Annotated in this window: 14 protein-coding genes and 1 tRNA gene; 9 read left to right on the plus strand and 6 right to left on the minus strand. The window is 65.6% G+C overall.

All coding sequences use genetic code 11. The features are described from left to right. Window positions 1-210: 210 nt before the first annotated feature. Window positions 211-1,647, minus strand: coding sequence for an APC family permease (locus BLU88_RS04600; protein WP_092010504.1), 1,437 nt, complete (start codon window positions 1,645-1,647; stop codon window positions 211-213). A gap of 310 nt (window positions 1,648-1,957) precedes the next feature. Here BLU88_RS04600 and BLU88_RS04605 point away from each other — a divergent pair, with 310 nt between their 5' ends. Together BLU88_RS04605 and BLU88_RS04610 are read left to right on the plus strand one after the other, a co-directional pair. After that, complete coding sequence (locus tag BLU88_RS04605; protein ID WP_092010508.1) at window positions 1,958-3,040, plus strand: MBL fold metallo-hydrolase; 1,083 nt, start codon at window positions 1,958-1,960, stop codon at window positions 3,038-3,040. Between the two features lie 25 nt (window positions 3,041-3,065). Then, window positions 3,066-4,295, plus strand: coding sequence for a C45 family autoproteolytic acyltransferase/hydolase (locus BLU88_RS04610; protein ID WP_092010511.1), 1,230 nt, complete (start codon window positions 3,066-3,068; stop codon window positions 4,293-4,295). Between the two features lie 28 nt (window positions 4,296-4,323). Here BLU88_RS04610 and BLU88_RS04615 read toward each other — a convergent pair whose 3' ends face one another. Together BLU88_RS04615 and BLU88_RS04620 are read right to left on the minus strand one after the other, a co-directional pair. Further along, window positions 4,324-5,304, minus strand: coding sequence for a hypothetical protein (locus tag BLU88_RS04615; protein WP_092010514.1), 981 nt, complete (start codon window positions 5,302-5,304; stop codon window positions 4,324-4,326). A 41-nt stretch (window positions 5,305-5,345) separates the two neighbouring features. Next, window positions 5,346-6,008 (minus strand): TetR/AcrR family transcriptional regulator, encoded by a 663-nt coding sequence (locus BLU88_RS04620; protein WP_231939588.1) that lies wholly within the window; start codon window positions 6,006-6,008, stop codon window positions 5,346-5,348. Window positions 6,009-6,161: 153 nt separating this feature from the next. Here BLU88_RS04620 and BLU88_RS04625 point away from each other — a divergent pair, with 153 nt between their 5' ends. Both BLU88_RS04625 and BLU88_RS04630 read left to right on the plus strand, forming a co-directional pair. Next, on the plus strand, window positions 6,162-9,122 hold the full coding sequence (locus BLU88_RS04625) for an MMPL family transporter (RefSeq protein ID WP_092010520.1): 2,961 nt from the start codon (window positions 6,162-6,164) through the stop codon (window positions 9,120-9,122). Further along, window positions 9,119-11,509, plus strand: coding sequence for a YhgE/Pip domain-containing protein (locus tag BLU88_RS04630; protein WP_092010523.1), 2,391 nt, complete (start codon window positions 9,119-9,121; stop codon window positions 11,507-11,509). The genes BLU88_RS04625 and BLU88_RS04630 overlap by 4 nt, the downstream gene beginning before the upstream one ends. Before the next feature lie 242 nt (window positions 11,510-11,751). Here BLU88_RS04630 and BLU88_RS04635 read toward each other — a convergent pair whose 3' ends face one another. Both BLU88_RS04635 and BLU88_RS04640 read right to left on the minus strand, forming a co-directional pair. Then, entirely contained in the window at window positions 11,752-14,046 is a 2,295-nt protein-coding gene (locus BLU88_RS04635; protein WP_092010526.1) for an FAD/NAD(P)-binding protein, read from the minus strand. Then, a complete protein-coding gene (locus tag BLU88_RS04640; RefSeq protein ID WP_231939589.1) occupies window positions 14,043-16,070 on the minus strand; it encodes an LCP family protein in 2,028 nt (675 codons plus the stop codon). Before BLU88_RS04640 ends, BLU88_RS04635 begins: the two co-directional genes overlap by 4 nt. A gap of 804 nt (window positions 16,071-16,874) precedes the next feature. Between BLU88_RS04640 and BLU88_RS04645 the strand changes: the two genes are divergently transcribed. The 4 genes from BLU88_RS04645 (at window position 16,875) to BLU88_RS04660 (ending at window position 20,775) form a co-directional block, all read left to right on the plus strand. Next, window positions 16,875-16,963: transfer RNA gene (locus BLU88_RS04645), tRNA-Ser, on the plus strand. Window positions 16,964-17,208: 245 nt separating this feature from the next. Then, window positions 17,209-18,456: an FAD-dependent oxidoreductase gene (locus BLU88_RS04650; protein WP_092010532.1), complete on the plus strand. Its 1,248-nt coding sequence runs from the start codon at window positions 17,209-17,211 to the stop codon at window positions 18,454-18,456. A gap of 108 nt (window positions 18,457-18,564) precedes the next feature. Beyond that, window positions 18,565-19,656, plus strand: coding sequence for a proline racemase family protein (locus BLU88_RS04655; RefSeq protein WP_092010535.1), 1,092 nt, complete (start codon window positions 18,565-18,567; stop codon window positions 19,654-19,656). 114 nt (window positions 19,657-19,770) lie between these two features. After that, window positions 19,771-20,775: an Ldh family oxidoreductase gene (locus BLU88_RS04660; RefSeq protein WP_092010538.1), complete on the plus strand. Its 1,005-nt coding sequence runs from the start codon at window positions 19,771-19,773 to the stop codon at window positions 20,773-20,775. A 32-nt stretch (window positions 20,776-20,807) separates the two neighbouring features. On the opposite strand, the gene BLU88_RS04665 is transcribed toward BLU88_RS04660, so the two are convergent. Next, the gene (locus BLU88_RS04665) at window positions 20,808-22,571 is read right to left on the minus strand and encodes a PucR family transcriptional regulator (protein WP_092010540.1); all 1,764 of its coding nucleotides are present in this window, start codon (window positions 22,569-22,571) and stop codon (window positions 20,808-20,810) included. Window positions 22,572-22,684: 113 nt separating this feature from the next. On the opposite strand from BLU88_RS04665, the gene BLU88_RS04670 reads away from it, so the two are divergent. Continuing rightward, window positions 22,685-24,169: a CoA-acylating methylmalonate-semialdehyde dehydrogenase gene (locus BLU88_RS04670; RefSeq protein WP_092010543.1), complete on the plus strand. Its 1,485-nt coding sequence runs from the start codon at window positions 22,685-22,687 to the stop codon at window positions 24,167-24,169. Window positions 24,170-24,192 lie beyond the last annotated feature (23 nt).

Here is a 24,192-nt window from a genome sequence, read left to right on the forward strand (position 1 = left end):
AGCGAAGTGCTCGGGGGCTTTCACATGCTCACTACGACGTTTCACCACGCGCGGCGAAACCTCTGCTTCCGCTCGTTCAAGGCTGAGCGCGCTTTTCGTTGGGCAGAACTACCGATAACCGCGCTTGGCCTTGAACGACGGAATTTCCGCGGTGCAGCGCTTGAACGACGGTCGGAGCGGCGCCGCTGCCGCAGACCGAGTCGCGCAGCCTCAGTCGCGCACGGGCGCTCCCTGCTCTGGGCCGCCGGAACCGTCGTGTGTCCCAGCGCCTTCGCCAGCCTCGGTCACTTCGGGCTCGGACATCTCGGCATCGGCCTCGGGGTCGTCGAAGCTGCGCACCGAGCGCTTGAAGCCGCGGGTCAGCACGGCCAGGTAAGCGATGCCGATGGCCAGCCACACGAGGCCGCCGATGAGCGCGGTCCCGTGCAGACTCACCCACAGGACGCCGGTGAGTACGGCACCGATGGCGGGCATGATGACGTAATTGAACGTCGACTTGAAGTCCACCACCTGTCTGGTCCGGAACGCATAGTGGGCGATGACCGTGAGGTTGACGAAGGTGAAGGCGATGAGCGCACCGAAGTTGATGAGCGCCGAGATGAGCTCGAGACTGAACGTCATCGCCAGCAGGCACACCGCACCGACGAGCACGATGTTGAACACCGGGGTGTGCGTCTTCGGATTGATGTAGCCGAAGGCCCTGCGCGGCAGCACGCCGTTGCGGCCCATGACGAGCATCATGCGCGAGACCGACGCGTGCGAGGCCAGCCCCGAGGCGGCGGTCGCGGCGAATGCCGCTGCCACGAAGAAGAGTTGGAACAGATGTCCGCCGGTGAGCATGCCGATCTCCGGCAGCGGATCGTCGACGATGGTGAACTGCGAGTTGTCAGGGAAGAGCAGCTGTGCGAAGTAGCCGGCGACGAGGAAGATGAGGCCGCCGGCGAGGACAGTGAGCATGATCGCCTTCGGCATGAGGCTGACATGCTTGGCCTCATTCGTGTACATCGTCACGGCGTCGAAGCCGATGAACGAGAAGCACACGACGGTCGCACCGGTGAGAACCGCGCCGAGGTGAACGCCCTCATGGATGAAGGGATCCGGGCTGAACACGACTCCGGCCCCTTCGCCGGCGTTGAGCTGCATGACGGCGAGCGCGCAGAATGTGGCGACGAGAACGACCGCGAAGACGAGGAGGATGCCGTTGATGTTCGCGGTGCCCCGCATCGACGACAGCACGATGCCGGTCATGACGATCGTATAGACGACGACCCACACCCACGCCGGGGCGTCGGGCACCATCGACTCCATATAGAGGCGGATGATGAGGCAGTTGACCATCGGCAGCAGCAGATAGTCCAGAAGTGAGGTCCACCCGACGAGGAAGCCGAGCGCCGGTGACATCGTCTCCCGTGTATAGGTGTACGCCGACCCCGCAGTAGGGAAGACCTTGACCATCTTGCCGTAGCTGAAGGCCGTGAAGATCATGACGATGAGGGCAACGAGGTACGCCGCCGGAACAGCTCCGTTCGTCTGTTCCGAGACGATTCCGAATGTGTCGAAGACGACCGTCGGCGTCATATAGCCGAGCCCGAGTCCGACGATGGACCACAGTCCGAGGTTGCGCTTCAGTGAGCCAGAGGCAGCCATATCAATCCTCCCCAATGAGTCTTGCCGCCCACCGAGCCGTCGATGTCGACATCGATGACCGGCCCGGAAGTGATGTGCGTCATGATCTTAACGGTCAAAGTACTGAAAACGAAACCCTCGCCGAGGATAGCCCCGAATATTCGTGCGAAACCGTGACAATTCCGATGAAAAACGCCAAGTGCAGCAACGATATCGGTAGTTCACATAGGTATAGCCGTGCCCAGTTATCGAACGAACCGTCAGATCTGACGGAAAACGGAGTAGATTGCACTCAACGGACAATGTGGCCCACGAGAGGTGTGAGAGAAGTATGGCGATCGAAACGCTCAGTTCCCAGCAGTCAGCGGCATGGAGGGACCGAGTCCTGCCCCCTGTCGAACAGGTCGCCGACGGTGTCTGGGCCCTTCCGGTCCCGATCCCGAACAACCCCCTCGTCTACACCTACTGCTATGCCATCGCAGACGGCTCCGGCGTCGTTCTCATCGACCCGGGCTGGGACGGCAAGGACCAGTATCAGGCGCTCACCTCGGCGCTTAACGACCTCGGCTTCACGGTTGCCGACATCCACGGAATCGCGATCACCCACTATCACCGCGACCACATCGGGCTCGTGCCCGCACTGCTCGCGAAGAACCCCGACGCCTGGGTCGCGATGCACGGCGAGGACCTGCGTGCGATCAAACGCTTCTACACCAATGCAGTCGACCTCGGCACCGGCATCGATCCCAACCTCAACATCGCCCGTGCCTACGGTGTGCCTGAGGACCGCTGGGCCGAAGTCGAAAGCCTCCAGGTCGGATCGAGCAAGGGCGGGTCGAAGAGCGACTCGATGGACCTGTACAAGCAGGCGATGAGCCAGCTGCCCGAGAACATCCACGTCCTCGACGACGGCACCGAACTCCCGCTCGACGAGGGTCGGGTGACGGCCATGTGGACGCCCGGACACACCTACGGACACTCGGCATTCGTTCGCGACGAGGACAAGCTGTTCTTCTCCGGCGACCACGTGCTGCCGACGATCACCCCGAACATCGGCCTCGATTCCGGCGCGATCACGCACAGCCTCGGCGACTACCTGCGCTCACTGGAGAAGATCGGCCAGCTCGACGAGGACGTGTCGGTGCTGCCGGCCCACGGATTCCGCTTCACCGGACTCCACGACCGCAAGGTCGAGCTCGTCGAACATCACCACGAGCGCCTCGGTGAGATCCGTGCGCGCATGGAGGCCACCGACGACCACAGCGTCTACTCGATCGCTGCCGGCCTGCACTGGTCTCGAGGCTTCGAGAGCCTGCACAACTTCAATCTCTTCGCCGCCCTTGCCGAAACCGCCGCGCACATGCATTATCTCGGTATCGACATCGGCGTCGGCTCTCTCGTCGGCAAGGACTGAGCCGCCGGCCGAAGGAGGAGGCACCATGAGCACCGAATTCGTCCCCGCCGCCGAGGTGCGGCCCGCGACCTTCGCCGTCCGTGCGAGCGACCACGTTGCCCGCGGCCGGCTGCGCGGCGAGGAACTCCGAACGGGAATCGCCTCTGCCTTGGACGCGTATCGGCGTTACTTCTCGCACCTGTCCATCGCCGAAGCGGCCGTGCAGTCAGCGGCAGGATCGAGTCTTGAGCGACTCCGAGAATGGTGGCCGACCGGCGCGGAGGAGGCCGAAGCCGTGGCCGCCGGCGCCGGCATCGACGTCGCCGAGCTCATGGAGATCATCGCCCGTACCGAGATCATGACTCAGGCGACGGCTGCACCGACCGAATGCTCGACCGTCAGCCACACCAGCTCAGGCGCGTCCGTGGCCGCGCAGAACTGGGATTGGGCGGCGGACTTCTCCACACTGTGGCACTTCAACGATGTCGGCGCCGTGCCCGGGCAGCACCGGCATGTGGGCATCGCCGAATTCGGAATGCTCGGCAAGATCGGTCTCAATGAGGCAGGCGTCGGGGTGCTGCTCAACATCCTCAAACACGCCGGTGACGAGGCCGGGGGAGTGCCCATCCACATGATCCTCGCCCGGGTCCTGGCCGAAGCGGCCACCCTCGCCGAGGCGCTCGAGATCATCGACTCGGCCCCGACCTCATCGTCGTCGATCATCACCGTCATCACCGCCGAGGCGGCCGTGCAGGTCGAGATCGCCGGTGCACTCAAGCGCGAGCGACGGGCACGGGCGACGAGTCAGAGCGACGGAGAGACGGGGAGGTCCGGGTTCCTCATCCACACGAACCACTTCCTACATCCGGATCTGCTCGACGGTGCACTCGAGCTGCGCCCCGATTCGACCTCGCAGGAGCGTTACCGTCACCTCGCCGAGGCGGTCGTGCGCTTCGAAGCCGAACGTGCGCTGGCGAGCGGCGGAGAGGCTCCGGCTGATGGTGCCGCTGAGTCCGACAGCGTCGCCTTGACTGACGGTGCCGTCTCGACCGACGGCGCGAAGAACTCGCCGGTCACGGTCGGAGATCTCACGAAGCTGCTGACGACGGGCCCGGGAGAGGCTCCCGTATGCTGCACTCCGGCGCCCGGTGCCGCCTACGGAGATCGTTCGGCGACCCTGGTGAGCGTGCGCATCGACCCTGCGCGCAGGCAGATCGACCTCGCTCCCGGCTCACCGGCCGACGGTCTGCACGGAAACCGCCGCTTCCAGCTCTGAACCGGCGGCGGTCCCACACGGGGTCGAGTCAGTCGGAACTCTCGGTCGCCTCGGCGGCTTCCTGCTCGCGCATCTCGATGACAGCGTCGAGGGCGGAGGCGATCGCATCGTCGTTCTCCAGCGCGGCCTGGATGAGGCGCCACGGCACGAGGTCGAGGTTCTGATCGCCGATGACGAAGCGGATGAACGGCTGCCTGCTGCGCGGGTCGTCGGCTTCGAGTTCGGCGCCGTAGCGCCACTGGCCGAAGGCGATGCGGCGCACCGTCTCACCGATGAAGCGCATGGCACCGGCGGTGTAGGGAGTCTCGTCCTCGGCGATCATGTCGTCGGGGCCGTCGTAGCGGACTGCGACCTGCTTGCCCAGGCGCGCGAGGCTCTCTCGGTCGAAGCCCCACGAGCTCGGATCGGCCTGCTCCTGAGTCCAGGCGGCGATGCCCGGTTCGACAGTGCCGATGAAGCGGGTGAGGAATTCGACCTCCTCCTCGCTCGAATTCTCGGCGTTGAGCACGCCGAGTGAGAGCCCCGTACATTTGCGTCTGGGCTGCCCGTCCCCGCCGAGGAGTTCCCTGGCCTTCTCGAGCACCGCGGTGAAGACCTCGGCGCTGCGCTGATCGACAGCGGCCAGCACGATGCCCACCAGCGGAATCGGCTCACCGGCGGCCGGACCGTCGGCGTTGTCGGGGCGGATGAATGGCATCCCGTTGCCCGTCGACTCGTCGTGGTCCCAGACCCCGCCGATCGCGCGCAGATAGGTTTCGCCGAGGTAGCGGATGAGTCCTTCGAAGAAGCGACGGTGCTCCGGTTTGAGGATCTCTTCGGTGCTCGGGAACTTCGAGAGCACGAAGAGTTCGAGCATCGGCAGTGACTTCGGCCCGAAGTCCTTCGGGAACTTCACGGCCTCCCCGTCCTCGGTCTCGAAGGTTTCGGGGAGGTCAGCGAGGACGAACGCGCCGAGGCGGACGTCCATGTTGTTGATGAAAGCGGAGAATTCGCGCTGGAGTTCGTTCACGGGCACAACCTTAGTGCCTCGAAGTGCTTCGTCGGGTCCGTTCAGTCCTGGTGTTCGGGGCAGAAGTCGATGAGGTGCATGAGGACTTCGACGATGAGGGCCGGGTCGATATCGACATGCTCATCCATCGCCTTGCCGGCCGCTGCCGACAGCGCGATCCGGTTGAATACGGAGATGATGACGGTGAGGAAGTCGTCGATCGGCTGCTTCGTCGTGGCTCCGACGATGTCGAGGGCCGTGGTGACCAAGGCGGCCAGACGCTCGAACTGGGAGTTGTTGAGTTCGACATAGCGGGCGTGGAGATGGGGCACCCGGAGGCAGTAGAGTTCGATCTCCTGCTCGGTGATGGTCTCGGCGACGGTCTGCTTCTTCTCATTGAAGACATCGTCGATGAACGTCGTCATCAGCGTCTTGATCTCCGGGACCTCGGTCGTCGCGGTCAGCTGCTCGGTCCACCGTCGGATCGTGGCATCAAGCCGGTCGAGGTTCTCCGAGGTCCGCATCTCGATGATCGCGAGCACCAGGTCGTCACGGCTGGAGAAGTTCGAGTAGAACGCCCCGCGGGTCAGCCCTCCGGCCTCGCAGATCTCCTCGATCGAGGCGCCGTCGATGCCGCGCACGGCGAAGACCGAGATGCCGGCCTGAACGAGGGTGGATCGGGTCTGGCGTCTGCGCGGGCTGAGTTCGTCTGTGTTCATCGTCATTTCGTCGCGGTGGTGTCGGCGATGGCCAAGGTGGTGCCGGCGGCTGAGCATCTCATGAGAATCCTCGCTCAACCTGGGATCCATTTGCATGGAGGGTGGGTATTGCACAACAATACAATACTGTATCCAATACATTTTTGTATCGAGGTTTTCGTGTCAACTTTCCTCTACGCTCTGGGCCGTCGTGCCTATCGGACCCCGTGGCGATTCATCGCCGCGTGGCTGCTGATCTTCGCGCTCGTCGGTGCCGGAGTCGCCGCCTTCGCCAAAGACTTCGACAACGACTTCACACTCCCGGGTTCGGAGGCGCAGACCGCTCTCGACTCGATGAAGGCGACGTTCCCCGAAGCCGCCGGGGTCTCCGCCTCGGTGATCGTCGTCGCCGACGACGGCGATTCGGTCGAGGACGAGAAGTACAAGGACGCGATCGAAGACGAGATCGAGCGGATCGAGGATCTCCCCCACGTCGACACGGTGACCTCCCCGTATTCCGACCTCGTCGAAGGGGCCATCAGCAAGGACGAGTCGGCGGCGATGATCTCCGTCCAATACGACGGCACTCAGCAGGACGTCGGGGAGGACGCCGGCGACGACCTCATCGAGGCCCTCGACCCGCTGCGTGATGCCCTGCCCGGCGCGCAGGTCGAAGGCGGCGGTGAGCTCTTCCAGATCACCGGTGTCGAGATCTCCTGGGTCGAAGGCATCGGCGTCGTCATCGCCTTCATCGTCCTCCTGCTCACCCTCGGTTCCTTCCGCGCCGCGGGAATGCCGCTGATCACTGCGCTCATCGGCGTTGGCATCTCCGTGCTGCTCATCGTCGGCGGCACCGCATTCGCGACGATCAACTCCTCCTCGATCATGCTCGCGCTCATGCTCGGCCTGGCCGTGGGCATCGACTACGCACTCTTCATCGTCTCCCGCGCCCGCGACCTCCTCGCCGAAGGCCATGACCCCATCGAGGCGGCTGGACGTGCCGTCGCAACGGCCGGGTCCGCCGTCGTCTTCGCAGGCATGACCGTGATGATCGCGCTCCTCGGCCTGTCCCTGGCCGGAATCCCCTTCCTCACGATCATGGGCATCGGCGCTTCCGGCTCCGTTGCCGTGGCCGTGATGATCTCCCTGACGATGGTCCCCGCCCTGCTGGGACTCGTGAAGTCCAAGATCACCCCGAAGCCGACGAAGCGCTACCGGAAGGCCTACGCCGCGGCCGCTCAGCGGGAGACGACGGGCACGACCGCCTCGGCGAAGGGAACATCGACCGGCACCGAGGCAGGCGACGGTTCCACAGGAACCCCCACTGAGGGGACCGACCCGGCACTGCGGGAGAGGATCGCCGATGAGGCGCGCGCCGAGGGCGGCGATCCGTACCCGCCGACGATCATGAACAAGTTCTTCGCCGGGTGGCTCAAAGTCGTCACGAAGATCCCGCTGCTGACGATCGTCGTCATCGTGGGCGGCCTCGCGCTCTTCGCGATCCCCGCTGCCCAACTCCAACTGTCCCTGCCCACTGCAGGCGACCAGGAGCAGGGCACCCCGGCGCGGGCGACCTACGACCTCATCGACGAGCACTTCGGGCCCGGCTACAACGGCCCCCTGGTCATGACCAGCCAGATCGTGACCAGCGATGATCCGCTCGGAGACGTCGAGGAGATCGAGAAGCGCATCGAGAAGGTCGACGGCGTCGAGAAGGTCATCATGGCCACTCCGAACCGGGACGCGACCGTCGGGCTCTTCCAGATCATTCCGACGACAGCTTCCGACGATCCGGCGACCCTCGACACTGTGGATCGGCTGCGGGACCTCAGCACGGAGATCGAGGACGACTTCGACTTCGACACCGCCGTCACCGGTGCCACCGCGATCCAGATCGACGTCTCGGACCAGCTCGGCAAAGCTCTCGTGCCCTTCGGCATCTTCGTCGTCGGACTCTCCATCATCCTGCTCATGATGGTCTTCCGCTCCGTGGCGGTGCCGATCAAGGCCACCGGCGGGTTCCTCCTCTCCGTCTTCGCCTCCTTCGGCACGGTCGTCCTCGTCTTCCACGACGGACTCTTCGCCGGCCCCTTGGGCATCGACGGGACGGGCCCGGTCATCAGCTTCCTGCCGATCATCGTCATGGGCATCCTCTTCGGCCTGGCCATGGACTACGAGGTGTTCCTCGTCTCAGGCATGCGCGAAGCCTATGTCCACGGCTCCTCGGCCAAGGACGCCATCAGAGCCGGATTCGCCTCCTCCGCCCGCGTCGTCTCGGCCGCAGCGATCATCATGTTCTCCGTCTTCGCGGCCTTCGTGCCCGCCGGCGAACCGATCATCAAATCGATCGCGCTCGCCCTGGCCGCCGGCATCTTCGTCGATGCCTTCCTCGTGCGCATGTCGCTGGTGCCGGCGATCATGCAGCTGCTCGGCGACAAGGCCTGGTGGCTGCCGAAGTGGCTCGATCGGATCCTGCCGCGCCTCGACGTCGAAGGAGAGGGCCTCGCCCACGAAGTGGCCCTGCGCGACTGGCCGGAGCCCAACTCTGACTACCGGGTCTACGGGCGCGGAATCGGCGTGTACTCCGGGGTCCGCGGATTCGCCCGCGTCGACATCTCCCTGCTGCCCGGCCAGATCCTCGTCGCCAGCGGAGCCGCCCGTCGGGCCCTTCTTCTGGCCGTCTCCGGCCGCGTCGGACTCACCGCCGGAGAAATGAAGATCGGGAATCACGTCTTGCCCGAACACGCCGGACGGGTCCGCCGCCAGGTTCCCTACTTCGACCTCGGTCGGGGTGAAGCCGATCAGGCGATCAGTCTGCGCGATATCTCTCGGATGGCTGCCTCGGCGCCGGATCTGCTCGTCATCAACGGAGCGGAGAAGCTCGCTGCCGGATCACGGGACTCGTCCGGACCGGCACTGGACCTGCGCGATGTCCTGCCCGACCTTGTGGCCGGGGGCACCGCCGTCATCCTCGGCCTGCCCGACGCGGATGTGACCGGGCTCCTCAGCCCCGAAACGAACTACTTCCACCTCGACCTCGACGAGGCGCTACCCGATGAGCGAGGCGGAACCGACAGTGAAGCGGACGGCGAACACACCCGCGCCGTCGACAGCACCAACATGGAAGGTGTGCAGTCGTGAGACTCGAACGCGCGAATTCGAAGAAGCCGGTGAATTGGCTGTCCCTCCTCGGACTGGTCCTCATCCCGATCATCGTGGCGGCCGGATTCATCCTTGCCACGTGGAAGAGCGGCGACCGACTCGAGACCATCGAAGCGGCTATCGTCAACAACGACGACGGGGCGAAGGTCGACGGCAAGACCGTGCCGATCGGACGGCAGCTGACCAGCGGTCTGGTGGGCGAGGACGAGAACAACATCCACTGGGTGATCACCGACGAAGAGGATGCGAAGGACGGGCTGTCAGACGGCACCTACGCTGCGAAGCTGACGATCCCCGAAGGCTTCTCCCGCGCCGTGACCTCCGTCGACGATGCGAAGTCGGCGACGCAGACGCAGCTCGACGTCGACGTGTCCGGGACCGCTCCCGCGCTGGACACACAGATCTCCCGATCAGTCGCCGAGGTGGCGCGGACGACCTTCAACACGCAGATGACCGAGACCTACCTCGACAACATCTACCTCGGCTTCAACAAGATGGGCGAGCAGATGAAGGACCTCGGCGACGCCGCCGGGGAGCTCGACAAGGGCGCCGAAGGCCTCAAGGAAGGCACCGGTCAATCGGCTGAGGGCGCCGGTGAGCTGTCCAAAGGCATGAAGCAGCTCGGTGACAACGGCGGTGAGCTCAAGTCCGGAGCCACGGAGCTGTCGAAGGGCGCCGGCGAACTGTCCAAGGGCGCCTCCCAGATGTCCGGGGGCCTGAACGAACTCGACAAGAAGACCTCGAAGCTGCCCGAGAGCACACAGAAGCTCGCCGACGGTTCCGGCGAGCTGGCCGACGGTGTCGACGAGTACACGAAGTCCATCGACGAGATCATCAAGGGCTTCGCCGGATCCGGTGACTCCGGCGAAGGCGGACTCGACGACATCACGAAGGGCGGCAAGGAGCTCGAGAAGGGCGCCGAAGGCGTGTCGAAGGGCGCCTCTGGCCTCTCCGACGGACTGCACCAGTACCGAGATGGGATGAAAGAAGGCGCCGACAAGGCCGATCAGCTGGCCGGGACGAAGCCGGACCTCGACGGACTCGTCGCAGCGGGCATCATGACCGACACCGAGGCGGAGAAGGCACGGGCCGAGATGTGCCCGACCGGCACCCCCGACCAGGTCTGCAGTGGCATCGAACAGGCCTATGCGCAGGGGCTGCTCAACGGCACTTCAGGTGGACTGAACCAGGCTGTCGACGGTCTCGAACAGGAGCAGAACGGCTCGTCCCTCCTCGGTGGGTCCGATGAACTCGCCAAGGGCGCCTCGGAACTCTCCGATGGTGTGACCAAGTTCGTCAAGGGACTCGAGGACGGCCTCGGTGACCTGATGAAGGGCATGAAGGACATCTCGAAGAACGCCCCGAAGCTGTTGGAGGCCTCGAAGGGGCTGCGCGACGGCGCTGCCGGAGTCGCCGACGGCAACCAGCAGCTCGCCGACGGAATGCCGGCCCTGTCCAAGGGCATCGGGAAGGTCGCCGACGGTTCCTCGGAGCTCTCCGACGGCGCCGGTGAGCTCAGTGATGGGCTGAGCGAATACAGCACCGGCGTCGGCAAGTACACTGACGGCGTCTCCGAGGCCGCGACCGGCACCTCCGAACTCTCAGCCGGCCTGGACAAGCTCGATGAGGGCACGGGCAAGTATGCGAAGGGCGTGAGCAAATTCGCCGACGGCGTCAAGGACGGAGCGGACGAAGTGCCGTCCTACACGGCTCCGGAGCGTGACCGCTTGGCCAAGGTCGCCTCGGCGAATATCGAATCCCCCGACATGGACAGCGTCACGGATGTGCTGGCGGGGTCGACGATCGCGCTGCTCATCATGCTCGCCCTGTGGATCGGCGGACTCGTCACCTACACGGTGCTCAAGCCGATCCCGGCGTGGGCGCTGCTCTCGACGAAGTCCTCGTTCACCGTGTGGGCGCGCGGGCTGCTGCCCGGCCTCGTCGTCGGCGTGCTGCAGGCGCTCGTGCTCTCGATCCTCGCGGTCACCGTGATGGACATCGACGCGGTCCAAGGCTTCGACATCGCGGTGCTCACGTTCGTCTCAGCGATCGTGTTCATGATCCTGAACTTCGCTCTCGTGGCGTGGTTCGGGGGAGTGGGCAGGTTCCTCTCGGTCGTTGCCGTCGTGCTGGCCGTGGCGGGTCGGACGATCGGAGCGGTGCCGCAGTTCTTCGACTTCGTGGCGCCGATCCTGCCGCTGACCCCGTCGATGAACGGTTTCGCTGCGATTGCCGCGGGCACCACCGGGCAGGCTGCCGCGTACGGCGGACTGCTGGCCTGGGCGGTCATCGGCGTCGTGATGTCGCTGCTGGCCATCGTCCGGGCGCGGACCACGAAGCCGGAAGCCGCCCTCGAAATGGCGTAGTCGCGCTTCATTCCGGCGGCAGAGAGCGTTTCGGTACACCCTTTTCTGAAATGCGCACTTTCCTCCGTGTGCACTACAGAGAAGGGTGCACCGAAACTCGCCACGTGCATTGCGCGGCGCGGAGTTCGGCAACTGCCGCGGGCGGTGTGGGGCGCTGGCGGAACTGGGTCGTCAGCGTCCGCAGAGTCGCGGGTGGGCCGAGAGCTAGCGGCGACTGGCGTCCGGCGAGATCCTGCGGAGCCTCAGAGGAGGTCGAGGATCGCCTCGGCGGCGGCGTGCGAGTCGTTGAGCGTGGCCGCGTTCGTGCCCGGATTAGCGGCGATCGCCAGCCCCCACTGCTGCGACGACAGTTGGATCGACAGAGCGAACCGGCGCGGGTGGACGTTGCCCTCGACATCGATCGTGCGGTACGGCCGAGACGTGAGGGCGAGTCCGTTGAGGAATTTCTCCCGGCCGTCGTCCAAGGTCAGGCGGGCCGCGGTGAGCTGGCCGCGTTCGAGCATCCCATACAGCAGGACATCGGCTGCGCGCGAGACGGAGTTCGTCGGGGACGCGGCATCGATGACGACGCTGCCCTTGATCGCTCCCGCGGCCTGAGCAGAGGTCACCGTGAAGATCTCCGGCCGTGGCCCCTGCGCCTCATTTGTGGGGCCCTGCGCTTCGGCAGTGGGGCTCTCGACCTCGTCCGGGCGTGCGGCGATGCCGGAACTTGCGTTCTCTGCTTCAGCTTCGGGCGCCGCTGAACTCTCGCGGAGAGCATCAGGGTTCTCTTCGATACGCATATCGGGGCCGATGAAGGACACGAATCCCGCCTCGGCGAGGGCGATGAGTTCGGCGATCCGCTGCGGGGGAGGTCCATCGCAGATGCCGGAGACGAAGCCCTCGAACCAGCCGAGGATCTCCATGTCTATGCTCACGCGGTCGATATGACCGGCGACGATGAGCTCCTTGAGCAGCAGTCGGGACTGCCACAGCACGGTGAAGAGAGCCTTCTCCGGGCTGCCGGTCGGACCGGCCAGGGAGCTGCGCAGGTCGGTGCGCAGTAAGTCGAGCATCCACTCGTGCAGGGATCCGGGTTCGCCGGGTTCACGGCTGGTGAAGAGTTCGCCTTCGAGCGGGTTGAGCAGTGTGTGCAGGGACATGCGGTCGGCGAGATCGGGTACGAGCGCCTCTTCGATCTCCGACCAGGCGAAGGCCTCGCGGGTGACGCGGCCTTGGCGGGCGGCGTCCTCGGTGGTCGTGGCGCTGGCTCCCACACGAGCGGTTGCTCCCACACGAGCGGTCGAGGCGGCACCGTCTCCGGCCCGAACGGTCGCCGCGGCACGAGTCTCGGCAGCACTGGCCGCGCCCGTCGACTGCGGGTGGGTCTCCTGCCAAGTGCGTCGGGTCAGGTGGCGCGAGACTGCCTCGCCGATGGCCTCACGCAGCTGGCCGGGGTCATCGGTGAACGCTTCGGGGCGGACCTGGGAGAGTGTGTGATAGTACGCCAGGCGCAGGTCAGCGAGGATGAGCGGCCACAGCTGATCATTGAACCGGGCGCCGGCCTTGCGTTCCCCGTCGAGGTCGTCGAGGCCGGCGAGCAGCGCGATGTTGTCCTTCGTGAAGAACCGCAACGGCCAGTCCCGGCGCGGATGCTCGTGACAGATCGGTTTGCTGCGGTACGGGATGCCGCGCCGCGAGCCCAACGCCAGCTGCGGTTCGTCGCCACTGGGAACATAGCGCAGCTGACCGCCGGGCTCTGGGACGAAGCGGCCTCCGCGCTCATGAGTGAACAGGGTCTGCAGGTCGAAGTAGTTGAGCCCCATGCCACGGACGATGACACGCTCACCGGGGGCCACCTCGGTGACGGGGGTTTCCGCGGGCAGGTCCTGCGGCAGATAGAGCCCACCACCCAGTTCGGCGAACGCGGCCAAACGAGCGCGCTCCTCCGGCTGGGCGCTGGGGATGTGGCCGACGGCGAGCACGACGGCGCTGGCGACGATCGTCGTGCCGTTCTGGCAGCGCACGAGCTGCTCGGGAACCGTGGCTCGCGATCCCGCGGGCAACGGTTGGGGGAGGTCCATCGTGGGCAGGTCGATGACGGATTCGGCCTTCGTCGGGTGTTCGACGATCTCGATGAAGCCCGGTGCACTCGTGCGGATGCGGCGGTAGGCATCGCGGAGGTAGCGGCCGTAGAGGCTGCGGCTGGGGAAAGTCGAGTGGAGCGGTTCGGAGCCGCCGTTGGCGACGAACCACTCGGCCATGGACGGACCGGTCGGTGCTTCGTCGGAGCCGAGGAAGGTGCAGCTGGAGTCGGGGAAGACGGTCTGCTCGGCGATGGTGGTATTCATCAGCAGCGACTCGGGCTGGTCGGTGCGCCACACGATTCCCGCACCGGGCGGGTACGGGTCGATGAGGTGGATGGTCAGCGCGGTCTCGGCTGCGCCGGCGAAGCGCTTCGCTGCCAGCGCCACGAGCCTCTCCAGAACGGTGAGACCCCGCGGTCCGACACCGATGATCGCGACCGCGGGTGCAGGAGTCTGTGGAGCCTGACTCACCCCTGCTCGCCGGTTCCGCCGTTGGGTCCGGGGTAGCCGGGGAAGTCGTCACCGGGTTTGAAGCCCTTCGGGTAGCACTTGCCTTCGGCGTTGGGCTCACCCGGCGTCGCCGTTTCGGTGGCGTCCGCCTCGGCGCCGGCCTCATCCGTGGATCCGTCCGCGGAATCGGTCGGTTCATCGGTGGCGGTGCCTTTGGTCGAATCCGTGCTGTCCTCGGATTCTTGGGACTTGCTGCCGTCGTTCGTCGGCTTCGGGGTCTCCTCACCGTCGGACGCACCCTTGACCTCGCCGAGGATCCACTTATGGAGCACATCGTAATCGGGGTCGTAGGTCGGGGTGACGTCATTGTTGATCTGCACCGTGGTGACGTCGCCCTTCTGCATCATCATGGCGAGTTCGATGAAGGCCGGGATCTCGTTCTGCGGGATCGACGTGGCGATGTTCCGCGTCGCGGAGTTCGCGAGCTTCGGGTAGGCCGTGGCAATCTCCTGCGGGTCGATCTGCTCGAGAGTGGTCTTGAGCATCCGCTGCTGACGGCACATGCGGTCGTAGTTGTCGCTGCCTTCGCGGGAGCGGACGTACCAGAGTGCGTCCTTGCCCTTGAGCGTCTGCGGGCCCGGATCGACCCAACCGTAGATCTCGTTCTTCACACCCGACATCGACTTTCCGCCGCCCATCGGGATCGGGCGTTCGACGTCGATCTTGACTCCGCCGATGGCGTCGACGACGTCTTCGAATCCGGCCATGTCGACCGAGGACCAATAGTCGAGTTTGAGGCCCAGAGAGCCCTCGACTGCTTGCATCGTCGCCCACATTCCCGGTTCGAGTCCGTGCGCGTTGCCGATCTGGTCGGGGTTCTGTTCGCCCCACTGCCACACGGCGTTGATGAGGTCCTGCGAGGAGTCGCCGGAGGGACGGAATCCGTCGGGCCACGCCTTGTCGAGTTCGCTGCCTTCGGGGAAGACCGGGAACGCGAGGTTGCGGGGCACGGAGATGAGTGCGGCGTTTCCGGTCTTCGTGTCGATGGAGGCCACGAGCATGGTGTCCGGGCGGGTGCCCTCACGGTCGTCGCCGTTGTCGCGGCCCATGAGGAAGACATTGATATAGGGCTTGTCGGCCCAGAGCTCCTCAGCGCTGTGGGCCTTGCCGGTGCTGTCGCCGAAGAGGCTGGCCACTGTGTCGGACTGCACGCGGGCGAAGACAGACCCGACGCCCAGCGGGATGCCGATGATGAGCGCCAGCGAGACGACGAGGACACCGGCCATCTTGTTCTGCCAGGGGCGGTAACGGTGCCCACGACGCAGCCCGAGGTGGGACACGACCATCACGAGGATCCAGATCACGGCCACGAGTACGGCGGCGATGGCGAGGAAGTTCAGCAGCGACGGACTGGCGACGACCGTGGCGACCGCGCGCACCGGTCCCTTGACGAGCAGGTAGACGAGCCCGACGAGCAGAGTGAGGATGAAGAGGCCGAACACGATGAGTCCGACGGGCCGGAAGCGTGTGCGCAGCAGCCCGACACCGGGCAGGAGGGTGCTCAGCGAGGTCCAGCCGACGAGGCTGGGGAACGATTCACCGAGGCGGGAGGAATGACGGCGGGACCGTCCGGGTCCGGTCGACCTCTCGCCGTGGGCGGAGTCGCCGCCGAATGATCTTTCGGAGGACGACCTGGCTGCTGCGGCCGCGGCGCTGCGCGCTGACCGTGCACCTGATGCCCTCTTCCGGCCCCGACCGCGGGATTCGGCTGCATGCCGTTCGCGGGCGTCGCGGCGAGTTGTCGGAGCGGAATCCGTGTCGACGTCGCTGTCTGCGCGGTCATCGTCGCGGGAACCCCTCGCCGAGGCGGCCGATACGTCCCGTGCGAATGTGCGTGGGGCATCGTGAGCAGGAGCGCGTCGTGAGTCAGTGCCCGGATCGGACTGTGTATTCGAGCTCGCTGCCGCGGCCACTCCGGCCGCGGAGGCTCCGCTGGCGGCAGCAGCGCGCAGCATGCGGGCCTCACGGCGAGTGCGAGGAGCCACCGGGCGCGGCGGCGGGGCATGCGGAGACCGGGCCGAAGATCCATCTCCACGGGGGCTGTCGCCGAGTCGGCTGTCAGATGGACCGTCGGATCCTCGGGAGCTTGTGCGGAACGAATAGTCGGATCGGGCATCGGTGGATCGCTTGGAGTCCCGGCCGGAACTCTGGTCCGAACTCGTACGGGACCGGCGAGGGTTCACTGCCGAGGTCGGCAGCTGCTGCGAGTCGCGACGCTGGGAGTCCGAGCGGCGAGGCTCAGACTGCCGAGAATTCTGCTGCGGCGAGCTCGACCGCGGTGTCGAGTCGCTTTCACTGGCGGCGGTGTCGCCGCGGAACCGGGGGCGAGAGGAGGCGCGGAGCCGACGACCAGCTGTCTGGGAATCGGGGTCGCTCCCATGCGGTCCGCGCTTGTCAGGGGGAAACTCTGGCAAGTTGTCTACTCCTCAAAAACTGTCTTCTCGTGCAGTACGGCCCGCTCGCCGTTCTCGTTTCCGGCGCAGGGCACACCGCGGCATTCGGTTTTCCGACCGGCGTTCCTGCGAAGATCTGAGACCAGACCGCAAAGCACATCACGCCGATTTTACGCCTGCACATTGATGAATGCTGGAATTCCGGTGTGGGGGAGCGGAACAAAGGGGACGTTCGGCCCGGATTCGCGCCCATCACAGGTCGACTCGATTATGACGAAGCCCACTCTCCGCGGCCGCGCTTTGCCCTGGATGGCTCCTTTCCCTTAGGCTGTACCCGTAGTGCTGGAGGGTCTGTCGGCGGGGTATTTCGCCGGAGCAGATCGCCGCAGTGCAGATGGAGTCGTGGCTGAGCGGCCGAAAGCGTCACCCTGCTAAGGTGAAGTCCTCCAATAGGGGGACCGTGGGTTCAAATCCCACCGGCTCCGCAGAACGGGAAACCCCCGCGTACCGCTAGAACAAGCGGAACGCGGGGGTTTCCTCATCCCCGGATTGTGCCTGTTGGGAACATTTTGGGCACCCTGCTAATCAAGTGCGGCAAGTCGCGCGGTGGGGTTAATGGTCAAAATGTGTGTCCTGCACTGGATTGTCCTAGACTGATTGGAATTTCGGCGACCTCTGCTCTGGCGAGGTGACGAAACCGCCGATTCGGGGACCAACGGAGGGCAACCGAATGAAGACAGTCATCATCGGAGGCGGCGTGGTCGGGCTGACCAGCGCTTACGAACTGGCTCTGCGAGGGCACACGGTCACCGTCATCGAGGCCGCCGGCTGCGGCGCCGGTGCCTCGCACGGGAACGCCGCGAAGGTCGCCATCTCCGAGAGCACTCCGGTACCCGCCCCAGGGGTGCTGCTTCAGGGGATCCGATGGATGCTCAGACCCGACAGTCCGCTGTCGATCAGACCGTCGATCGCGCCCGGCTACCTCGGGTTTCTGCTTCGGATGGCCGCACACTGCAATGCGCGTGACTTCGAAGCCGGTCTCGATCTCCACCTGCGCCTCGGCGAGGACGCGAACGACCTCTTCGACGAGTACCAGACCCAAGGCATCGACTTCGAGATGCACAACCGCGGTGTGCTGTTGGCCTTCGAGACTCGGGAACGCTTCGATGAGCACTGCGCGAGCCTGCCGGCCTTCGAAGCCGCCGGCCACCACCCGCAGCGCCTCCACGACGATGCTGTTCGCGAAGCCGAACCGGCCCTGAGAGATCGTATCCGTCACGGTCTGTTCTTCTCCGACGACCGACAGATCGAACCCGACTCCCTGACGGCCGGCCTTCTCGCGAAACTCTCCGCTCTCGGTGTCATCGTGCGGGAGAACACCAGCGTCGGACGCTTGGTCCGTTCCGGTGACGCCGTGACCGCCGTCGTCACCTCCGATGCCGAGGTCATCACAACTGATGCCATCGTCATCTCCGCTGGCGTTCCGTCCGGGGCTCTGGCCAAGCAATTGGGCCAGAACATTCCGATTTACTCGGGCAAGGGCTACAGCATCGACTATTCCCCTGCCCCGGTCCAGCTGCGCACATCGCTGACCCTTGAAGATGCTCGCGTCGCCGTCACTGCGCTGAACGGCAAGCTCAGACTGGCAGGCACGATGGAGTTCGGCAGCACGGACGACAACGTCAACGAGATTCGCGTCGACGCGATCCGCCGGGCGGCTCGGGAAGCATTCCGAGAGTGGGGTGACGGTCGGGGAGAACTGGCACCGTGGGCCGGATCGCGCCCCATGACTCCCGATGGCCTTCCCGTCATCGGACGCCTTGACTCCGTGAAGAACGCCTACATCAACTCCGGACATTCGATGCTCGGTCTGACGCTGGCACCGGGATCCGCCCGACTGCTTGCCGGACTCATGACTGACGGAAGCTCGACGCTGCCCGACGAGCTCCTCGCTCGTGTGTCCCCGAATCGATTCTGAATGCCCACCGCCACACGGAGCCGAACGGAAGAGGAAGGGCCCATGATCACGCAGAAAGTCACCGGCATCGAACACGTGGGCTGAAGGTCCGAGCAGAGACGAGGGAACGTGAGGAACAGGCAGCTCATCCAGGCCGTCGATGTCCACGCCGCCGGTGAACCCGGCCGCGTGCTCATCGGCTCGGGGCTGCGGGTCAGAGGTGCGACGATGGCCGAGAAGCTCCGCTACTGCGAAGAGCACCTCGACGACTTCCGGAACCTCATCCTCCACGAACCCCGCGGCTATCCCGGCCTGTGCTCCCCGATCGTCGTGCCTGCGACAGATCCGAGCTGCGATTTCGGAATGATCGTCATGGAGCAGGGCGGGTTCAAGCCGATGTCCGGGTCGAACCTCATCTGCACCGTCACGGCGCTGATCGAGACCGGGGCCGTCGATGTCAGCGAACCGGTCACCGAACTGCGCGTCGACACCGCCGCTGGTGTCGTCACGGTCCGCGCCGAGGTGGAGGCGGGCCGAGCGAAATCGGTGACCTTCGACAATGTCCCGGCTTTCGTCCACGGACTCGACCTGCCTCTTGCAGTGCCGGGGTACGGGACGATCCCCGTCGACATCGTCTTCGGAGGTCAGTTCTACGTGCAGACTGCGGCGGACAACCTCGGCGTGGAGCTTGATCCGGGCAATGCCAAGGAGATCATCAGGGCGGCCAGCGTGATGCGGCAGGCGGCTGACGAGACCTTCGAGCTGAGCCATCCCCTCATCCCCGAAATCAATTCGATCGGTCTGCCTCTGATCCACGGACCGGCGCGCACCGCGGGAGCCGACGGACGCAATGCGGTCGTCCTGCCCAACGGCCTCGTCGACCTCGACGATCCGAACACGTGGACCGGTACGTTCGACCGTTCGCCCTGCGGCACAGGGACGAGTGGTCGAGTGGCGGCCAAGCATGCTCGCGGCGAACTGCCGGTCGGGCAGCGCTTCGTCCACGAATCGATGATGGGCACGACCTTCACCGCCGTGGTGAAGGAGGAGACCGAGATCGGCGGACTGCCGGCCGTCATCCCTTCGATCAGCGGGCGCGGGTGGATCACGGGATTCCAACAGCTTGTGCTGGAAGCCGATGATCCGTTCCCCGTCGGCTTCACCGTCGGCGATATCTGGAGCGGCGGTGCGAGCGTGGCGGAACCCGCAGGCGAGAACTGAGGAGAGAATATGGAACTCCACGGCAGGCGACCGAGCGAACGATAGTCTGCTGGGTAAGGGCAATGGTCGAAGCCGACACGATTCGCAGCACATGCCGCACAAAAGGAGCGCACATTGACGAATGAAACCGACCGAATCTCCTTCGAGGATCTCGTCCTGGCCATCGAAGCCAAGCTCACCGCGGCGGGAGCCTCCCCGGCGGTTGCGAAAGTGCTGGCGACCAACTGCGCGACCTGCGAACGCGACGGCACGCTCAGCCACGGAGTCTTCCGGGTGGCCGGCTACCTCGATTCACTGACCCGCGGCTGGGCGGATGGGGCCGCGGAAGCGAGCATCGACATCGTCGGGCCTTCCTATATCCGCATCGATGGTTGCAACGGCTTTGCTCAGCCTGCTCTTGCCGAAGCGCGACCGGCGATCGGCCGGGCACTCGATGACACCGGCGTCGCCGTCATCGCCCTGCGCAATACCCACCATTTCAGCGCCCTGTGGCCCGATCTCGAGGCCCTCGCCCGCGAGGGCCGGGTGGCGATGGGGATGATCGCCAGCGGCAAGCTCGCCGTCGTCCCCGAGGGGGCGACGCGGCCCGTCTTCAGCACGAACCCGTTCGGCTTCGCCACACCCGTGGCCGACGCGGACCCTGTCGTCTTCGACTTCTCCACGTCGTCGATGTCCCATGGGGACCTGCAGCTTCTGCGGGCCGAGGGCCGGGAGGTTCCGGTCGGCACCGGAGTCGACTCGACCGGAGCGGACAGCACTGACCCGAACGCCATCCTCGACGGCGGCGGCATCCGTCCGATCGGCGGGCACAAGGGTGCGCTGCTGTCATTCATGATCGAAACGCTGGCGGCAGGGCTGACCGGCGGTGCCTTCACCTATGAGATCGACGCAGAGGCTCCCGAGGGCGCTCACACGTTCCGCACCGGCCAGCTCTTCATCGTCATCGACCCCGGGCGCGGTGGCAACGACGCCTACCTGAGCCGAGTCCGCGAATTCGTCGACATGCTCCGCGGCGCAGGCATGGACCGTCAACCCGGTGATCGCCGCTATGCCAACCGCGCCGAGGCGGCCGAACGAGGAATTCCCGTCACCGATACGATCCGCTCCCTCTTCGACTGAAATGCTGTCGACCGGCCGAGACTGCCCGGTCCTCAGCCCGACATCCTCCACCACAGCAGCGCCACGTGCAGTGCCGTGCGCGACTCCGCGTCATCGAGCGAGACGCCGAGGCGGTCCTGCAGTCGCGTGATCCGTGCATAGAGTGCTGGCCGGGATAGATGCCCGGCCCGCGCCATCGCAGACTTGTTGCCGCCGTGCGAGAGATAGAGCTCGAGAAGATCGAGCAGATCCTCGTCTGCGGAATCCGAGGGCGAACGCGGAAGTCCGCCCCTGGGTCGGCCGTCGCCGCTCGATTCGCCGAGCAGGGGCCCCAACTCACCCTCAGCAAAAGCTCGCAGCCGCGAGTCCTCGGCCAGCAGAGACAGCAGCCCGCGAATGCGCACGTCCGAGGAGCGATAGAACGAACGCTCACGCACATCGAGAGTCGACGCGACTTCGGCGACATGGGATGCCGCTTCGAGACCGGCGACAGCGCGAACCAGCGAAGGGCTGCCGCGGCCGACCCCGACCACCCAGCTCGCAGCGAGCCCCTCGAGCTCGGCGAGGAGGCGGTTGAGACGGTCATCGGCGTCCACGGTGCCACGCGAATTCGCCCGCGTGGTGCCCGCCTCATCGGATTCGGCGCCCACGAGTGGAGTTCGCCGACGCTGCGGGCGACTGGTCCTCCCACGACCGGGGGCCAGAACGAACCCGAAAGCGCCCGACTGCAGGCTCGTCATGAGCAGACACAGGTTCAGTCGCGAGGCGGCAGAGGCGAGCTCCTGCGTCAGACCCCGCTCCTGCAGCTGCACCCGCGTCGGATCGGTGTCGGACTCCCGGTCGATGCGGACGACGACAGGGGTGAACTCGGCCCTGTCAGCAGGAGTGAAGCCCAGGGAACGTGCACGCTCCAGTGCCGAACGCTCGTCGATGCCTTCAGAGTCCGTGATCTCGCGGATCAGTCCGCTTTGAGCCTGCAGCAGCAGATCCTGCTCATCGCGATCGGCCATCCGAGTCAGCGTCAGCGCTTCACCGGCGCGTTCGATGACCTGCTCGAGATCGGCGACGGACTCGGCAGCGAGTGGCACGACGAGCCGGCCCCATCTGCGGGTGCGCAAGCCCACCGGCGTCTGCCGCCACAGGGCCGGGGCGAACCCGTCGGGCATCGTACTCGCTCCGCTGACGAGGTCCGTCCACTTCTGTGCCAGAGCTTGCGAACCACGGCCGGAATGTGCGAGAACCCGATGCGACACATCCTCAAGAACCACCGCTGTGCCAAGCAGGTCTGCAGTGCGGTCGACGATCGTCTGTGCCCCCGCCCGATCGAGGCTCAGCTGCGTGTAGGTCTCATGGATCTCCCGGGCATGTTCGAGCTGCGAGATCTGCTGTGCCAGAAGGCTGCGATGGGCGAGTTCGGTGATTCTGACGAACTTGACTCGGCGGGGGAGGACGATGACGGGCAGATCCCTCGCCGAGGCGGCTGCGCGCACGGCCTCGTGCGCTTCCTCATCGTGGGTCGAGTTCTCATCGACGAGCTCGATGATCGTCCCGGCCGCATTCGCGCGCTCGAGTTGGTCGAGGAACTCCGTCATCGCCTCATGGGACCGGCGAAATGTCGTGGCCGTGGTCAGCACGAGTTCCCCACCTTCGAGGAACCGCTCGACGTGCTCGGAGTCGGCGATGTGGACCCAGCGGATCATCCGATCGAAATCAGCCTCGCCGGCAAGCACGAGTGGCCCGGCGGCACTGATCTCCTCGAATTCGAACAGACCGGCGATGCTCAGTGCTGCTCCGCTCGACTCCTGCGCAGTGTCCATTGACACAGTGTAAGTCCCGACCTGCATATTCTGACATTCTGACACTTCCCCGACCGGCTGAGCGGACAGAGGATGGTCGTAACCGACGTACCAACGACGCAGAAGGACTCCTCATGGCAACTCTCTTTCATTGGATCAACGGACAGTCCGTCACCGCGGACACCGACACCCGCCTCGGCGATATCACGAACCCAGCCACCGGCGTCGTCACCGGTCAGGTGGCGCTGGGATCGAAGGCGACGGTGGAATCGGCGATCGCCGCTGCCGCCGCCGCGTTCCCCGCTTGGCGCGACACATCCCTGGCCAAGCGGACCGCTGTGCTCTTCAACTTCCGCGAACTGCTCAACGCCAGGAAGCAGGAACTGGCCGAGATCATCACCGCCGAGCACGGCAAGGTCGTTTCGGACGCCCTCGGCGAGGTCGCCCGCGGTCAGGAGGTCGTCGAGTTCGCGTGCGGCATCGCCGGCCACCTGCGCGGCGGCCACACGGAGAACGCCTCGACGAACATCGACGTCCACTCCCTGCGCCAGCCGATCGGCGTCTCCGCGATCATCTCGCCGTTCAACTTCCCGGCCATGGTCCCGATGTGGTTCTTCCCCGTCGCCATCGCGACCGGCAACACCGTAGTTCTCAAGCCCTCGGAGAAGGACCCGACGGCCGCGAACTGGCTCGCAGAGCTGTGGCAGGAAGCCGGCCTGCCCGACGGCGTGTTCAATGTCGTCCACGGCGACAAGGAAGCCGTCGACACGATCCTTGAGAGCCCCGAGGTCGCCTCGGTGTCCTTCGTCGGGTCGACCCCGATCGCGAAGTACGTCTACGAGAACGGCACGGCCACCGGCAAACGCGTCCAAGCACTCGGCGGAGCGAAGAACCACATGCTCGTCCTCCCCGACGCGGACCTCGACCTCGCCGCCGACGCCGCCGTCAACGCCGGCTACGGAGCTGCCGGTGAGCGTTGTATGGCCATCTCCGTGGTCGTCGCCGTCGACTCCATCGCCGATGACCTCGTGGCGAAGATCGCCGAACGGACCAAGACGCTGCGCGTCGGGGACGGTACGACGGAGCCAGATATGGGACCGCTCGTCACCGCCGCCCATCGCGACAAGGTCGCAGGCTACATCGATGCCGGCGCCGAAGCCGGCGCCACGGTCGTCCTCGACGGTCGGGAGAACACTCCGGCCGACGGGTTCTTCCTCAACCCGACGCTCTTCGACAATGTCACCACGGACATGTCGATCTACACCGATGAGATCTTCGGGCCCGTCCTCGCCGTCGTCCGCGTCCCCGGCTACGACGAAGGCCTCGACCTCATCAACGCCAACCCGTACGGCAACGGCACCGCGATCTTCACCAACGACGGAGGAGCGGCCCGCCGATACGAGAACGAAGTCGAGGTCGGCATGGTCGGCATCAACGTCCCGATCCCCGTGCCCGTGGGCTACTACTCCTTCGGCGGGTGGAAGAACTCGCTGTTCGGCGACACCCACGCCTACGGCGACGAGGGCGTCCACTTCTTCACTCGCGGCAAGGTCGTCACCTCACGCTGGCTCGATCCCAGCCACGGTGGACTCAACCTCGGCTTCCCGACCAACGACTGAACCGACCACCACTGACAATCGTC

Origin of the sequence: Brevibacterium siliguriense (assembly GCF_900105315.1) — a bacterium.
GTDB classification, from domain to species: Bacteria; Actinomycetota; Actinomycetes; order Actinomycetales; family Brevibacteriaceae; genus Brevibacterium; species Brevibacterium siliguriense.

Coding starts and splice junctions, on each gene's coding strand:
- BLU88_RS04605 (WP_092010508.1), top strand. CDS start 1,958: ATGGCGATCGAAACGCTCAGTTCCCAGCAGTCAGCGGCATGGAGGGAC.
- BLU88_RS04610 (WP_092010511.1), top strand. CDS start 3,066: ATGAGCACCGAATTCGTCCCCGCCGCCGAGGTGCGGCCCGCGACCTTC.
- BLU88_RS04670 (WP_092010543.1), top strand. CDS start 22,685: ATGGCAACTCTCTTTCATTGGATCAACGGACAGTCCGTCACCGCGGAC.
- BLU88_RS04665 (WP_092010540.1), bottom strand. CDS start 22,571: ATGGACACTGCGCAGGAGTCGAGCGGAGCAGCACTGAGCATCGCCGGT.
- BLU88_RS04650 (WP_092010532.1), top strand. CDS start 17,209: ATGAAGACAGTCATCATCGGAGGCGGCGTGGTCGGGCTGACCAGCGCT.
- BLU88_RS04620 (WP_231939588.1), bottom strand. CDS start 6,008: ATGACGATGAACACAGACGAACTCAGCCCGCGCAGACGCCAGACCCGA.
- BLU88_RS04600 (WP_092010504.1), bottom strand. CDS start 1,647: ATGGCTGCCTCTGGCTCACTGAAGCGCAACCTCGGACTGTGGTCCATC.